11 protein-coding genes and 1 riboswitch are annotated in these 16,337 nt (G+C 43.0%); of the genes, 2 read left to right on the top strand and 9 right to left on the bottom strand.

Going from position 1 to position 16,337, the window contains the following annotated elements; translation table 11 throughout:
* Nucleotides 1–32: 32 nt before the first annotated feature.
* The 3 genes from JKM87_RS04525 to JKM87_RS04515 form a co-directional block, all read right to left on the bottom strand.
* A complete protein-coding gene (locus JKM87_RS04525; protein ID WP_202078407.1) occupies nt 33–1,100 on the bottom strand; it encodes a WD40/YVTN/BNR-like repeat-containing protein in 1,068 nt (355 codons plus the stop codon).
* Nucleotides 1,101–1,300: 200 nt separating this feature from the next.
* Complete coding sequence (locus JKM87_RS04520) at nt 1,301–2,338, bottom strand: ribonucleotide-diphosphate reductase subunit beta (protein ID WP_202078405.1); 1,038 nt, start codon at nt 2,336–2,338, stop codon at nt 1,301–1,303.
* A gap of 76 nt (nt 2,339–2,414) precedes the next feature.
* Nucleotides 2,415–4,670, bottom strand: coding sequence for a ribonucleoside-diphosphate reductase subunit alpha (locus tag JKM87_RS04515; RefSeq protein WP_202078402.1), 2,256 nt, complete (start codon nt 4,668–4,670; stop codon nt 2,415–2,417).
* A gap of 268 nt (nt 4,671–4,938) precedes the next feature.
* Nucleotides 4,939–5,135: riboswitch (cobalamin riboswitch) on the bottom strand.
* Nucleotides 5,136–5,372: 237 nt separating this feature from the next.
* Between JKM87_RS04515 and JKM87_RS04510 the strand changes: the two genes are divergently transcribed.
* Nucleotides 5,373–5,906 carry an acyl-CoA thioesterase gene (locus JKM87_RS04510; protein ID WP_202078400.1) on the top strand — a complete coding sequence of 178 codons (534 nt, stop codon included), beginning with the start codon at nt 5,373–5,375 and terminating at the stop codon, nt 5,904–5,906.
* A 63-nt stretch (nt 5,907–5,969) separates the two neighbouring features.
* Here JKM87_RS04510 and JKM87_RS04505 read toward each other — a convergent pair whose 3' ends face one another.
* A complete protein-coding gene (locus JKM87_RS04505) occupies nt 5,970–6,812 on the bottom strand; it encodes a DUF116 domain-containing protein (protein WP_202078398.1) in 843 nt (280 codons plus the stop codon).
* A 312-nt stretch (nt 6,813–7,124) separates the two neighbouring features.
* A complete protein-coding gene (locus tag JKM87_RS04500) occupies nt 7,125–8,966 on the bottom strand; it encodes a cation:proton antiporter family protein (protein WP_202078396.1) in 1,842 nt (613 codons plus the stop codon).
* 606 nt (nt 8,967–9,572) lie between these two features.
* Between JKM87_RS04500 and JKM87_RS04495 the strand changes: the two genes are divergently transcribed.
* On the top strand, nt 9,573–10,517 hold the full coding sequence (locus tag JKM87_RS04495; protein WP_202078394.1) for an aromatic acid exporter family protein: 945 nt from the start codon (nt 9,573–9,575) through the stop codon (nt 10,515–10,517).
* 129 nt (nt 10,518–10,646) lie between these two features.
* Here JKM87_RS04495 and JKM87_RS04490 read toward each other — a convergent pair whose 3' ends face one another.
* The 4 genes from JKM87_RS04490 to JKM87_RS04475 all read right to left on the bottom strand — a co-directional run bounded on the left by JKM87_RS04490 (nt 10,647) and on the right by JKM87_RS04475 (nt 16,100).
* Nucleotides 10,647–12,809: a glycoside hydrolase family 52 protein gene (locus JKM87_RS04490; RefSeq protein ID WP_202078393.1), complete on the bottom strand. Its 2,163-nt coding sequence runs from the start codon at nt 12,807–12,809 to the stop codon at nt 10,647–10,649.
* A gap of 97 nt (nt 12,810–12,906) precedes the next feature.
* On the bottom strand, nt 12,907–13,803 hold the full coding sequence (locus JKM87_RS04485) for a carbohydrate ABC transporter permease (RefSeq protein ID WP_202078391.1): 897 nt from the start codon (nt 13,801–13,803) through the stop codon (nt 12,907–12,909).
* Between the two features lie 20 nt (nt 13,804–13,823).
* A complete protein-coding gene (locus JKM87_RS04480; RefSeq protein WP_202078389.1) occupies nt 13,824–14,702 on the bottom strand; it encodes a carbohydrate ABC transporter permease in 879 nt (292 codons plus the stop codon).
* A 135-nt stretch (nt 14,703–14,837) separates the two neighbouring features.
* A complete protein-coding gene (locus JKM87_RS04475; protein ID WP_202078892.1) occupies nt 14,838–16,100 on the bottom strand; it encodes an extracellular solute-binding protein in 1,263 nt (420 codons plus the stop codon).
* Nucleotides 16,101–16,337: the final 237 nt, after the last annotated feature.

The following is a 16,337-nucleotide window of genomic DNA, read 5'->3' as shown; positions in this document are numbered from 1 at the left end:
GTGGATGGTCGCCAAAGTTTTTGATAGAGATTTTATTGCGCTGTGATCAGTAAACAAGAGGGATGCTGATTGTCAAAAGACGCCTTCCACTCTATCTCTACCTTCATCCATTTTGTTGCCTGTTGATCTAAACGATATAACCCCTTATTACTCATTGCGTAAAATACGTTCTCATCAACGGGGTCTGATGCTAGTACGTGACTATAAGACCCTTCACAAGGTAATCCATCTGCTATTTCAACCCATGGTCGCTCCCCTTTTTTACGATATACCGTAGAGTGTAGAGAAGCATGGTGAGCTTCCCTCGCATGCACTGACGCCGACACTAGACGATCATTGGGGTCGTTTGGATTGAGAACCATGTTGTACAAATAGGGATGTTTGTCTAACCCTTCGCTCATAAACGTCCAAGTTTGCCCTTCATCCTCACTTTCAGCATAAGCGTGCCCTTCAGTTATCAGACCATCTCCACAGGCGGCGTACAGACGACCTGGGCAATGAGGATGGGCAAGGAGGGTATGTGTATCTAATGGACTAAAAATAGGACGATCATTCCAGCTCTCTCCATGGTCCTTCGTGCTTATAAATGCACCGAATTCTACGGACACACCTAAATGGTTTTCGTCCACATAACTTGGGGTGATCCAACGAACATGATGAGTGTGTGGGCGTGGCGGAAATTGCCAATTGGCTTTTGACGGTAAGGTTTGAATGCCCTTAAACTCCGTCCAACTCTCGCCATTATCCTTTGAATAGTAAAGAGCACTCGGCTCCGTACCGACGTACACAATGCTATTGCCGTTCGATTGTTTATAAGGATGAACAGCTACAGCAGTCACATGTGCCGATCGAATGCCATCACCTGAAACGGGCTCGTAGTACGGGCTCACTTTTCCAATCGCTCGCCAGCTGGCACCCCCGTCTTCACTTTTCCATAGACCATGTCCGAAGGTGGCACAGTAAATGCGATTCTTGTTTTGAGGGTCTTGTGCGACGCTCGTGGGTTGTGTTCCCTGCAAGTGGGAAGTTGTCACATATCCATTTGCCGTTTCTTCGATCTTGTAAAGTTCATCTTCCATGCCTAGATAAAATGTTCTCAATGTGATGTCTCCTCCAATCTTTTTAAGACACTCTTTGAGTACAATATGTCCAATACCTACTCTTTTTGCTATGATAATGTGATGAATATTTAAATTTTTTCAATTATTTGTATGTAAAGGGGCGGTTAAGACAAAAGAGCATTCAGCAGGAATGCTCTTTTATGTGTCCCCATTCTTATTTATGAAAACAGTGTGTGGTATTATAAATCGTCCCAATCAAGGTTAGACGCTTTGGAGTAGTTTGTGACCTTAGACTCGAAAAAGTCTGTCTTCGTTCCGTTTAACTGATTAAAATTTTCCACCCATTGAAGGGGATGCTCTTGTACCTCGGGGAATAAAACCTCAAGATCAAGACGTTTTAATCTTTGGTTGGCTAAGTATTTAATATATAACTCAATCGCCTCATTTGATAATCCTTGTACCTGATTATTTATAATATACTGACCCCAGCGGATTTCATGCTCAACGGCCGTGTGCATCATGTCTCTTAGCTCTTCTATCAGATCTGGTGTAAACAACGTCGTATTCTCCTGACGCAGTTCTCTGAATATCCCTTGGAATAAGGCTAAGTGTGTGAGCTCATCTCGTTGTATGTACTTGATCTCCGTTGCTGTTCCGTTCATCTTTCCCTGACGAGCTAAGGCGTAGAAGAATGAAAAACCGCTATAGAAATAAATACCTTCTAAGATATAATTGGCCATGACCGTTTTCACTAGGTTCCGATCGGAGGGTTCTGCGATAAACTGTTCATATAAATCTGTGATGAAACGATTACGATTGAGGAGATGCTCATCTTCACGCCATTCGTTGTAAATTTTCTCTCTCACTTCAGGGCGACACACGCTATCTAAAATATACCCGTAACTCTGGGAGTGAACCGCCTCCTGAAACGTGTGTACCGTTAAGCATAGATTGACTTCAGGTGCTGTAATGTACTCATTTATATTCGGTAGATTAGCCGTTTGTAGAGAATCTAAGAATATAAGGAAGCTCAGAATTTTATCGTAGCTTGTCCGCTCTGCTTCTGTGAGTGTTTCATAATCCTTCGCGTCTTGCGCGAGCGGAATTTCCTCTGGTATCCAAAAATTATTCATCATGGCACGATACATTTTATACGCCCACTCATATTTAACGTTATTCAACTCAATAAGATTGGTCGTATTTCCCCCGATCATTCTCCTCTTTCCCCAGTCACGTTCTCCATGTTCGTTAAATAACTTTTTCTTCGATAGTTCCATTTTTGTTTCTCCTTCCCTCATTGCTATGAGTCTATGTCTTTGGTGTTATTATTTTTTTCTTTATGTGACGCAATTTTTACGTGGCACAAGAGACGCACTCTTCTATCTCAGTGCTTAAACTACGAACATAATAGATGGTTTTCATTTGTTGTTTCCATGCTTGTACGTAAAGCTCTAAGAAAGCCTTGGCCTTAATATCTGGTGTAATATAGATGTTAAAGCTTTGTGCTTGATCGATATGTCTTTGGCGTACCCCAGCGGCCTTAATGCTCCATTGCTGGTCAATATGATGCGCTTCTTTGTAATACCATTGGTTCTGCTCTGTCAAATCTGGTGCGGTTTGGGGAATGAACGCGCCTCTCTTCTCCTCCATAAAAAACTTTCGATAAATAGGATCGATACCCGCCGTTGTTCCAGTGATAAGCGAGATTGAGCTCGTAGGTGCCGTCGCCATCAGCCAGGCATTTCGGACACCATGTTGCTGTACCTTTTCTTTGAGATCCTGCCAGCGTTGAGAGTGGTACTGTCGACGCTCAAAGTACGTGCCGTCCTGCCATTCAGATCCTTCAAACAGCGGGTAGCTTCCTTTCTCTTTGGCTAGTGACATAGAGGCGTCTATGGTTTGATAAGCCACTTCTTCCAACCATTCGTCTATCAAGGCCATATGCGCTTCGGACTCCCATGTCACTTCATGGTTCACGAGAAAATGATGATAGCCCATGATACCTAAACCGATCGCTCGGTAACGTTGGTTCGTTTTCTCTGCCTGCTTAAGAGGATAGAAGTTCAAGTCAATTACGTTATCTAGCATCCTCACTTGAATGGGGATCACACGTGCCAGGTCTTCCTTCGTTTTCATTTTTCCTAAGTTAATCGAGGACAGATTACAAACGACAAAATCTCCAGGCTTCGTTTTAGTCACGATGACACCGTCCTCTAATTCTTCAGAAATCAACTCAGTCGGACTCATATTCTGCATAATTTCTGTACATAAATTACTGCTATAGATCATCCCTTGGTGTTTATTGGGATTAGCCTTGTTGACTGTATCTCTGTAAAAGACGAATGGCGTTCCTGTTTCAAATGCGCTAGACATGATTTTTTTCATAATGTCAATGGCAGGAACCTTTTTCTTCTTCAAATCTGGGTTTTTAACACATGCGGCATAACGCTCAGAGAAGGCTTTATCCTCTTCATCGTCATAAAAATCCTCTAAAGAGAAGCCCATGACCTCACGTATCTCATGAGGATCGAATAAATACCAATCCTCTCGTTGTTCCACCGCTTCCATGAAACAATCTGGAATGCAAACCCCTGGAAAAATATCATGGGCCTTTAAACGGTCATCTCCGTTATTGGTCTTAATATTGAGAAAGTCTAGTATATCAGCATGCCAAACGTCTAGATAGATAGCCGCTGCCCCTTTTCTCACACCGAGCTGATCGACCGCCAATGCGGTGTTATTGTAGTTTTTAATCCAAGGGATGACACCCCCACTCTTATTATCATGGCCTCTAATAGATGAACCCCTCGCTCGGATTTTGCCCACATAGATGCCTTGTCCGCCTCCATGTTTGCTCACCTGGGCAAAGGATTGGTCCGTTTGATAAATGCTCCACAAATTATCGTCTACTGTGTCAATAAAGCAACTGGATAACTGGTGGAACGGTTTAGCTGCGTTATTCAAAGTCGGTGTAGCTACCATCACTTCATGTTGGGATAATACCTCATAAAATTGTTGGGCATAGTAGACTTTATCGTTTTCCTTCATAGCTAAGTGCATGGCAACCGTCATGAACCGTTCCTGTGGCAGTTCCTCTACCTTATCCTGCTTGTTTTTTGTCAGATAACGATCAGCTAGTAATTTTAGCCCTACGTAGTTGAATAAATCATCTCTCTCAGGTTTGATACTCCTTTCGAGTTCGGCTATTTCCTCCCTCGTGTAATAGTCCATGAGGTAACGCCCGTATCTGCCTTCGCCCACTAAATGTTCGACTAAAGATACGAGTGAACCATAGCCCGATATCTTATCGGCCTCTTTCTCTAACTCGTAACCACGTTGGTGACTTGCCTCAAGATACAATTGATACCTTAGCATTCTGGCAGCCACGTATTGCCAGAATGGTTCCTCGACAGATGTTTTTTCAAGCGTGCTTTGAGTGATCGCTGCCATCGCCTCCGTTGTGGACAGGTTACCCGCACACTCTTTCTGGATATCTGTGCAAATTCGCTCTATGTGTTCTTGGGTGAGTGACTGACAACTAAAGGCAATAAATGTTTGTAAGGCTTCAGGTATCAAGCTCTCTTTGGCGTATGTAAGGGTCACTGACATCTCCTCCTTTTATATCACTTGGGCACTTGTATAGGGCCAAGTTTTGTTATATAAGTCCTCTTTATGCGCCCAATCGTTTCAAAAACTGTGGGAAATAAAAAAACTCATCCCCGTCCTGGGATGAGAGTATGTTCACAAAACGACACAATAGAATACCCAACATACGAAGAGAGCTGACTCGTTCTACTGACTAGAGCGTCGCAGGGTTGTCACCGTTACTTTGTATGAAATAGGTGTGTCGTTTTCAACTCTCCATCCCCGAAGAACAGAAAACTTTCGTGTTAAGGCAGGTCTCCTGACTTGTGCGTCATCCTTTTTGGGGCCTTCCCGTATATAGGGCGATATACCTCATACATACAGTGGTCATACCCAATCGTCAGCACTCACAGTTGCGGGGGCAGCTTTGGTTTTACACCAAATTCCCTTTTAAGTCCGAGCATGGACACCTTGACACCGAACTATATATAGTGTTTTTTAACTAAATAAAAACTAAATATTGTATTATAGAGCGTATATTTATCTTATCAGTCTCAAACTTTTAAATCAATAGTATTTTAAGCGAACCATTTGCACATCCTCTTTTTTTATGTCTATAATAAGTCTCACAAACCAAAGAAAATTTTTAATGGATGCCTATGCTTAAGTGAGATATATTAAATCACAGAGGATAGAGAAACACTAGAGATACAATACCAGTTTCATATGGAAAAGGAGCGTCAAATAGTGGAGAGTAAAACATGCAAAGAGTCAAGATGTGTGAAGACAAGTCATGTATTTCCAAACGATACGAATAATCATGACACGTTATTCGGAGGGAAATTAATGTCCTACATAGACGATATTGCGTCTATATCGGCGATGAGACACTGCCGGCAGCAGGTGGTCACCGCATCCATGGATTCTGTAGACTTCCTTCATCCGATCAAACCGACCGACTCCGTCTGTCTCGAATCTTTCGTGACCTATACAGGAAAAAGTTCCATGGAGGTTTTTGTGAAGGTCATAGCAGAAAATCTCATCACAGCGGAACGTCAAATTGCTGCGACGTCATTTTTGACCTTTGTTGCCCTTGATGAAAATAAAAAGACCATTCCGGTTCCCAAGGTGGTCCCTGAGACGGAAGAAGAAAAGAAGTTACATGAAACGGCTCCCCAACGAGCAGAGATACGTAAACAACGTCGAGAAGAGAGTCGTCTACTTGCAGACTTCCTGACTATCAGAAAGCCTTGGGAGTGATCTGAGTAGGTCATTTGAGAGTGTCAGTCAATATGGGCACAAAATGCACACAAAAGCTTGGGCCTATGATGGCTCCAAGCTTTTTAAGTGGTCCGGTACCGTTTGTTCATGCCCTAAAAAGAAGCTAATAGCCTCTTCCATCTCTTGTAGATTAATATAGGTATTAAAGCATGGGCCGTCCGGTCTCTTATTTGCAATGGTCAGCACTGGCATTTGTCCATCCACATCCTGCATCCCCGAAAATAAATCACGTTCACAAGCCACACCGATAACCGCTCTCGGTTGTTCAGTCACCAACAGTTCCCTTGCTTTATTTCCTCCACTCGCCGTATGAAACTTAACACCATAGCGTTCTGTGAGGTCCTTTAATTCTTTGCGCATGATTTGTGACAAGCATCTAGGTACAAGAATTAATAAATCATCTGGGTGGACCTTGGGATATAAAGAACGGTTGACTGCATTGGATATCTTTAGTAAAGAATTTTTCAAGCGATCCTTAGAAAAACCCAACCGTTTCCCGATCATAAAAGTGACTGGAACCAATGGATTATTGGCCACTTCTTTACGTTTGAGAAAAAAGGCGAACGGTTTTTCGGTCTGTACCGTGAGCATGATGCACATATAACCGCCAATGACAGTTACGCTGAGAAGGACAAAAGCCCATTTCACAGTACTGTACATGTAAGGATGGATCCCCTCAAGACGAGGTTGAATCATGTAGAGAAAAACAAACACAGAGATGAAAATAGCTAGGACTGTAAGTGCACTTAAGCTTAGAAATAGCCATGGGCTGGTGTCTAGGTCTCCGTTATTTTCTTCTAAATTACCGTCCCAGCCTTCATAATCTCCACCCAACTTACGGGGACGGTCCAACTGAGGGCGCTCAGCTTTGTTGTGATCTCCCAATCTACTTCCTCCTTTAAAGGTCGTCTATATTTACGCTTAGGTTGTGTAGGTATAACGCGCCCTATTCAGGTGGATATCAGTACTGGTTCTGATAATTGAAATGGAACCTACCATAGCCCTGATGATGGAGCATGACGAATGAGAGATTGCAGCAACGGAGGAGGACATCCGCAAAGGGGAGTTACCCCCCGTTCAAGAATGACACATTGACCGAACAGTTGATGAGTAAAGAAAAAAGAAGCGACCTACTAACCCTAGGCCGCTTCTTTTAGCGTTGATACACTGGTGTAACAAAAGCCGTCACACACAGATTTAAGCTTCTAACTCTTTCCTCATTCTTTTCACATTGTCTTTCTGTCCACTAATGAGTAATCGATCCCCAACTTTCAAAGGTGTGTCACCGTCTGGAACCAGGTACGTTTCATCCCGTATAATATATAAAATTAAAGCATCTCCCACAAAAGGCAAGCGGCGTATAGGTAAGTCGTTGTAGTTCATGTTGGTCACCACAATCTCTCTGACCCAGTTATGATGCTGTGACGTTAGCCGGCCAACTTTTGGTTGTAAGACCAATGTTTTTAACAACGTCCGCGAAGCAAACAGAGTAGAGAAGACTGTGTAACCTTCCTTGGTCAAGGCTGCATGATGCTTAGGCTCCTCTACATGAATAATAATGTTCTTAATCCCTTTCTCGCGTGCATAGTGAGCCAATTGAATATTCAATTCATCATAGCTCGTGCCTAGAATAAGAAAGTCTGTGTCAAACGCATCATACTCTTCCAGCTTCTGTTCCGTAATACTATCAAGCTCAATTAACGGGAAGTCAACTTGCTCTGCCGTTACGGTTAATGCCACTTTACTTTGTGCCCGACCAAACAGTTTGACATCATAGCCATCCTGTTCGAAATCAATGGACACCGGTAGCGTCAGTTTATTAGCTCCAATAATTGTGACACGGGTTGGTTTTTCTTCCGTTTTAGGCACCCAGCGATTAAAGACAACTGGGGATAGTAAACAGGTCATCACAGCGACAAGGACAAGTGCACCGTTCATATTCTCACTAATGAGACCCATTTCTAAGGCGATGGCAGCAGCGGCAACCACTAAGCTAAGAGTGGATGTGAGTAGCACCCCTGCCCCTATGGTTTCATGGAATGAAAACCACTTACGCAAGTAAAGGATCGGTATCATTTTAGACACGTACAGCATAACAAATAGAACGGGTATCAGCACAAACATACTAGCGTCTGCAAATAGTGACCACAGATCAATCTCGACCCCAACCATGACGAAGAAGATGGGTATAAAAAAACCGTATCCAAAGGAGTCAAGCTGTCGCATGAAGCCCTTACTAGGTGCCAAGAGTGAGACGATGACACCTGCCAAGAAGGCCCCGAGTATGCTTTTGACCCCCATCGATTCTGATACGACGACAAAGACGAGTATCAGTGCAAAAACACCTCTTGTTCCTAGTTGCACAGTGCCACTAGAAAGGTGTTCAAAAATTTTAAACTTGAAGTAATATAAAATAAATCTATAGCTAACAAACACGAGTATAAACAGTAAAATGATGAAGAATAGCTTCATCGTGTTCTGATCCACGTACATGATATAGCCTGCAAGTAGTACCATCGTGGCAACGTCAGAAATAATGGCAATGAGCAATATCGTTTGCCCGTAAGCCGTTTCTGTCAGTTTACGTTCCTTCAGTACAGGTAGGACAACACCTAACGAAATAGTTGAAATGATCAGTGTCATCAAAAATGGATTATCAATTAATCCAAAGGCTTGCAGTCCCAAGGATAACACGAACCCTAAAATGAATATCCCAATGAAGACAGCTGTACTTGCGACAAAGGGATTGTAGGCTTTATTTTTATCCTGTTTTCCGTTACCTCCAGACGAACGTAGGGCACGGAAATCAATCTCAACCCCACTTAAAAACATCAGAAAGATGAGTCCAAGTAATGAAAGTAAATCGAGCCATGGGTCTTCAGAGATGATATTGAAGCCGCTTTTACCAATAATAATTCCTGCGATAATCTCTGCTACGACAACGGGAATGAAATCTAACTTTAGACGGTGTAAAAGGATCGGCACCATAAAAGCAATGGTGACCACTATCATCAGTGAGAGTATTGATTGTTCTTCCATCATCTCTCCCCTTCTATATCTTGATGTTTAAAAACAGCTGCCCCCTATAGTATCTTTCCTATTCAATGAATGCAAGCATTATTATTCAATTAATTGGACATCTATGTTTGCTTATTTTACACAAACAGTGTATAATTCTTAAATGTGTCTATTAATATCCCACTAATAGACGCATATCAAACCATTTTCTTCGGTTTTTCTTCAGGTTTTTTTATACTTCTAAGAAGATCTTTTTAGCCCCAAGATCCTAACCTAACTCAAACTTGAAAAGTGTGAAGTAAAATGAAGCTGGCAACTGTGCTAATTTTGCACACACCTTATTTTACTGGCGCGGCCTAGGAGCCGTAAGGATGAAAGAGAGGTAGGGCTTTCGTTATTTAAGGTTTTAAAAGTAACACAGTTTATTACCGCGGCATACAGGAGGAAGGTAGTGACTTTTCTCTTAAATATACGAAAAGGCGAATCAGTGTCTATGCTGATTCGCCTTTTTCAATCATCATCACATGCCCGTATAGGACAAAGCCTGACTTGGTTACCATAAAAGCTAATCATATCAAACGGGATGAGATACATCACCTTGTGTGGGATACGTAAAGGAGCAAGACAATGAAAATCGGCATTAGAACGTTAAAGACAGCACTTGGTGCTGGTGTGGCCATATGGATGGCGGTCATATTGAACCTCGACAATGCCACATCAGCTGGCATTATCACCATTTTATGTATTGAACGTACCAAATTGCGCTCTATCAGGGTATCTATTGACCGCATCATTGCCTGCATAATGGGGATGTTGGTCAGTGGCCTGATGTTTGAGTTGTTCGGTTATCACCCCGCCGTATTCGCCTTGTATATCTTAGGTTTCATTCCTTTGTTGGTACAATTTAGATTACAAAACGGATTTATTACTAGCACGGTGATTGTATTACACATTTTTGCTTATGGAGATTTCAGCTTAGCTCTATTCAGTAATGAGCTCGCTATCATTCTGATTGGTATCGGCATGGCCTTGTTATTAAATGTGTATATTCCTAGCCTAGAGCATAAACTGATACACTATCAGGAAGCAATTGAAGGTAAGATCAAGGTGATTCTATACGAATACGCTGTTTCTTTAGAAAGAGCAGATCACGATTGGAACGGTAAGGAGTTGTTAGAATTAGAGGCGCTATTAGAGGAAGCTCAAGCCTTGACGTTACAGGATGTGGAAAATACGTTTTTACGCAAGGAACACGAATACGTGCCATACTTCAATATGCGGGACAAGCAATTCGAAATACTAAAACGTATGTTACCGATCATTGCACAGATCAAGGGTGATATTCCCCAAAGAGACCTATTTGCTTCATTTATGTACGATATGAGTGCAGAAGTGACCTCTGAAAACAATGCCGACGCAATGTTAAACAGACTAGAACAAAAACGAGCGATGATGAAAGCACTCCCCCTCCCTGCCACGAGAGCGGAGTTTGAATCCCGTGCGGAGCTTTTTCACCTTATGAATGAAATCGAATTATACTTGAAGCTTAAAAACAGGTACCTTAACGATTAAAGACCTATTCCACTTTACAGCAAAGGAATAGGTCTTTTTTCTAGAATAGGTCTTTTATCTGGTTTGTTTTTTTATAATAGGATGCTCGGCTTTAAATCATTAAACGCTTTAAGGCATAAACTGCTTGGACTAAATTCGGACATCAGCCTTACCTTTCCCCTGCACAAGTGAGCGTTCAGTCTGGTTTTCCAATAACCAGAGCACGCTGGTCACCCCACGGGGATAGTACTTACTACCGCTAATCTCCCCTGCGATGATCTGATCGCTCCAGCTCCAAATAGAGAGCGTTGGATGCGTTAACCAGGACACATGTGCGGCATCGGCTTTTTCACCCTTTTCATCCCACTCTACTCCAAGAATCTGTCGCGCTATAAATTGGCATAAGTAAATTTTACTCAACCAAGAGTTTTGACTCGTAGAGGATAACTTCCATCCTCCGTCTTCAAACAAGCACAAGCCCTCTACTAAAACGGTATTGAAGTGTTTATTCAGCGCTTGGATATAAGCGCCAAAACGGCCTTGAGGATCTAACGCTTCTGTACAATTGGTGAAGTAAGGAAAAACGAGACCTTCTATAGCTGGAATGATTTTAGAGTCATTGTTATTTTCTAAAACGGCTGGAATATAACCTTCACGGGTAACGGCGTCAACGATGGTGGCTGCACAGCGTTCCGCTTGTTCTCCAGCTTGTTGAGCTAAGTGCTTTTTCCCCTGGTCCGTGAATATTTTCTCTAAAGCAACGTATGAGGCCCAACATTTTCCCGCCAAGTAAATATTGTTCCTCGCTTGCCCTAATGACTCATCAAGGCTATCGTATGTTGTGATTTCAGCGCCGCCCATCACTCTCGTTGAATCTAATCCCATTATACCGTTCCGTTTGTCAGGGTGTGGATGGTCTCGGTTTAGCATACTCTCAAAACAACGCTCAAAGATGTCCAAACGCTTCGCCAACCACTCTTTGTCCCCCGTTTGTTCGACGTACACACTCGCCGTCAGAATCCAATTCACGAGTTGTTCGTGAGTCATATGGGAAAAACATCCATCTAAACCGTACAGCTCATATGAAGAGAAATGGGGTCGGGATATCATATTGGCCACACCCATATCATGAGTAAAACTGATGCCCCCTGGGTATGTTTTATCCTCATCAGGAAAGCGGACCTTATCCTCATAACTATATCTCTGAACAAACATCTCTAATTCATTCTTAACAGTCCATGGATTCATATGAAGCTCATAGAAGAGTTGGTCAACCGTCAGATCAAACGTATTCATCATGCGGTATTCGCCTTCATTGACGACCCAAAAAGGCTCCCCGTCAAGGTCGAGTAGTTGGGTACAGCCATAATAACTCCGTATACTATGGGCGAGCATAAACCGTTGATCAGAGTTTAAGTGTTTTGCATCTGTAACAAGTTGGTTAGCCTCGCCACTGCGTGTCAAGAGGTCTTGATAGTGTGATAAAGCGTACTTCGCAACCTCTTCTATGTCTTTAAAAAATCGGGTGTAGTAATACGTGGCATCTAAACCCGTTGTCACGTAACCTTGGCGATAAAAACACACTGCAAACTGATACGTTCTTTTTTCCCCGGGCGGTACGTCCATGATGAGAGCCCCGACGGGTCCCAAACCAAATGTCCAGTTCTCCTCTAAGGGGGTGGTTAAAATATTCTCTAAACTAAAGTGCATCGCTGACCTTACATCTGCATCCGCAGACACAATTGCCGTCATTCGGCCTTGACCGATTCCGGCTAGACCGGGACAAGTGTCGTCTAAGCGACGCATGGCACTATAAGGATCACTTCCTTCATAGCCGAAAAATGCCCGACGATGGTGCTGTCCTTCCGTGTTATCAATCGTCAGTTCGGCCGTTATAGCTGGTAACAGTGTGAGTTTCATTTCTTCATCTTCTGCCATTGAAGGATCTGGGACTGAGGAGACCTGTGAATAAAGGGTAAAGGTCAAGTCCCCCGCCTTCCACGTATCGGAGCCAAGTTGAAAGTCTCTGTGTACTTCTTCCTCGGTAAATGGTCGAACGATTTTGGGTTTATCAGGCTCTGGATCTGGATTCTCAATGTCGTAGCGTTTACTTTCATCATCCCCCGCATCAAAAAAAGGTAAAGCGTCATAGTGTCCCTGCTTCTCGGCTGACTCTACACCAATAAAAACACTTTTACGCGGTGAGCGTCCCAACTCTAGGTCAAGACCGCCGCCACTACCCGGAAACCCAAGTGTAAAGCTCGCGTAGGCTCCGATAGGGGCATGATGTGCATTAAAGAAAATATTTTTCATTCATAGCCCTCCCTCTAGTGTCCATGTGTCGTGTGACATGTTTTAATCGTAAATATCCCCATAGCCGCAATGAGCGAAACGCATTCTAGCATCATCATTAGCCTTTAACTGAACCGGCCGTAATACCTTCGACAATACGATCACTCAATAAAAGAAAGGCGATCAGAATAGGAATAATACTGATCATGAGTGTCGCCCCTATTGCTCCCCATTCGGTCATGTACTGACCGACAAAATTTTGTATACCAAGCGTGAGCGTTTTATAACGATCAGAACTAATAAAGGTATTAATGAAAACAAATTCATTCCAGTTGTAGATCATGTTTATAATCACGGTTGTTGAAATCACGGGTAAGGACATCGGAAGTGTGACCTGAAAAAAAATACGGTGCACAGAACATCCATCCATCACGGCCGCTTCTTCTACTTCCCGAGGTAATGTCGCGTAGAAGCCCAGTAAGATCATGATTGTCAATGGAAGATTAAAAGCCGTATAGGTCAAAATAACGGATAAAGGATGATCGATGAGGCCGATTTTCAAGTAAAAGCTGAACAAAGGTATCAATGTTGAGTGAACGGGAATCATCAATCCCACCATAAACAAACCTAAGACGAATCGACTCCATTTCCAACGCATACGTGTAATAGCGAAGGTCACAGTGCTCGCTAGAAACACGGTCAACATGACGGATATCACTGTGATCCACACACTATTAAAGAAATATAGGGCTATATTTCCTTCTGTCCATACTCTCGCATAATTTTCCCACTTAGGGTCTAAGGGTAAGGAGAATGGGGATTGATTAAAGACTTCCTGATTATCCTTAAGAGAGAAGAAGAATAACCACACCAACGGATACAGCTGTAAAAAGGCCAGTGCTCCTAAAATGACATAGAGACAGGCGTAGCCGATACGTTCTGATAAACGCTTACGAGATTGAAATTGAGATGATATGGGACTATGTGTGGTTCGTTGATCAGTTCCAACATTCATTATTCATTCCTCCTTCCCTTTTAGTACTGCACATCTTCTCTGGTCACCGTAAGCTTACGTATTAGCCAAGTCACGAAGAGGCAAATCAATAGCAAATAAAAACCGACCGCACTACCGTAACCAAACTCATAACTCCCGAACGCTTTTTGATACATATATGAAGCCATGACCTCACTCGCACCGTTTGGTCCCCCGCCCGTCATGACATAAATGAGGTCAAAATACTTCAAAGAACCCACAATAGCCAGTACGATAGTAACCTTGATGACGCCGGAAATAAGCGGAAGCTTTATCTTGTACGCTATCTGTAAAGGGTTAGCACCATCGATCTTTGCCGCCTCGATAAATGAGGAGGGGATGTTTTTCAGAGCAGCGTAGTAAATCAGAATATAAAAACCAGCGTACTGCCACAGGATAGGAACAAATATGGCGTACAATACGAGCTGTGGTTCTGCGAGCCAAGCCGGTGGATTTTGTATCCCGATTGACGATAGTAAGCTGTTCACAACACCATTGGATGGATGATAGATTTTCAGCCACAGCTGAGCAATCGCGACGGAAGAGAGTAGCATAGGGATGAGGTAAATTTTTCTTAGAAAATGAGCACCTTTGATTTTACTTGCTAAGATGAGTGCGATTACAAGGTAGCCTGCTAAACTGAGTGTTGAAAAAAGAGCGAGTAAAAAAGAATGGGAGGCGCTATTCCAGAAGTTCTTATCCTGTAACAACGCCATGTAGTTCTCTAATCCAACAAAAGACATGTCACCGATGCCGTCCCATTCCATTAGCCCATAGTAACCCGTTAAGGCGATCGGGACATAAATCAGTGTCAGCACTAGCAACAGGGCGGGGAGTATATACAGCGCAATAATAAACTTATTTGACATGACTTTTTCCATTGGCGTTCGTCCCCTTCTTCTGTTTGTTCAAATCAACTATTTAACCTTATACGAGGTGTGTTTTAAGACATACTAGGTGACTATACTAGATTGCCCGACACCCTATTTACTTTTAACATTTGAAACTGAGGTCGTTTATTCGTTTTCGTCCTCAAGGGCTTGCTCGTGCTGTTGAGCAAACTCCTCCGGTGTTATTTCTTGTCCGAATAGAGATTGAATTAAATTCAGGTGTTCTTGTGCAACGGAAGCACTCATTTGTACGTCGGCATATAACGTAATATGACTTGCCGAGCCTAGTTCGTCTAGGACATCAATATAGAGCTGTGGAAGATCAACCGTTTCCGTATCCACGATAGTGGCGGGTATCACACCAGCGTCCGTAACAGAGCGCTCTCCCCACCGTTGGACAAAATATTCGACAAACGCTTTCGCTTCATCTTTTACCTCAGATTCCTCTGCGACAAACAACCCCACACCAGGTCCGCCAACAAAGCTATTAATGTCACCTTCTCCGTCTTGAACGGTAGGAAACTTAAAGAAGTCTATTGCGTCTTTAAAATCCTGGGGTACATCCTCATTCGTTGTATAGTTTGGCAGTTCCCACGTTCCCATTAAGTACATCCCCGCCTGTCCATTCATAAATGGCGCCTTAGCCTCATCGTTGGACAATCCGTTAAATCCCCTGACAAAAGCGTCCATGTCAACCAATGCTTGAATTTCCTCTGCCGCTTGGATGAGAGCAGGATCTTCGAAGGAACCGGTACGATTAATCGCATTGGTTATGGTTTCCGGTCCACCAAAACGATCAGCGAGATACATATACCACATTGAACCTGTCCACCGATCCCTATTGCCTAACGTGATCGGTGTCACGCCATGATCGGCAAGTGTACGAACTACGGTTTTAAATGCTTCATACGTTGTTGGCACCTCTAGCTCATACGTATTAAATATCTCTTGATTGTAATAGATAGGCGCAATATTCAACTCTAAGGGCAATCCATAAGTGACTTGATCCACAGCATAAGCTTCTGTCGTACCAGCTATAAATGAGTCTGCTAGTCCACTGTCTAAGACATCATCTAGTGGGGCAAACATATTCCCCTTAACATAAGGGTCCATAAAACCTGCAGCCCAAGTCATACCGATATCAGGAAGTTCATTGGAGGCCGATAAGACCTTAAGCTTTTCTTTATACTGTTCATTGCCTAATACCTCAGTCTCAATCCTGACATCTGGGTGGGCTTCTTCATACTCCTCAATAATGTCGCTGACAATCATATGATGCTGTCTCGAGCTACCTGCTGGCCAGAGATGCATGAATGTGATCGTTTTGATCTCTTCTGATGTCCCCTCCGTACCCGTTTGGTCAGCACCCGAGCATCCTGTTATGCCCATAAACACCAGCACTGTGAGTCCTAATGATAACGCTTTCCAATTGACCAAATCGCATCCCCCTTTTTCATACTAGATAGGCTATATAAGCCGTTGTTTTTATTCTAGCACCGGGGCTATAAACAGGTAAGGTGACTAAATTTAGCTAAAATTCTCATATTTTAAGATCTGACTCTCTACATCAGTGAGATTTTCATTTTCTTGACCACATCTTCAACACGTCTTGCCCACGTTACGAAG

The organism is Caldalkalibacillus salinus (genome assembly GCF_016745835.1).
GTDB lineage: Bacteria > Bacillota > Bacilli > Caldalkalibacillales > JCM-10596 > Caldalkalibacillus_A > Caldalkalibacillus_A salinus.
The sequence above is the reverse complement of the archived record's forward strand: the minus strand, read 5'-3'. Positions and strand labels throughout refer to the sequence as shown.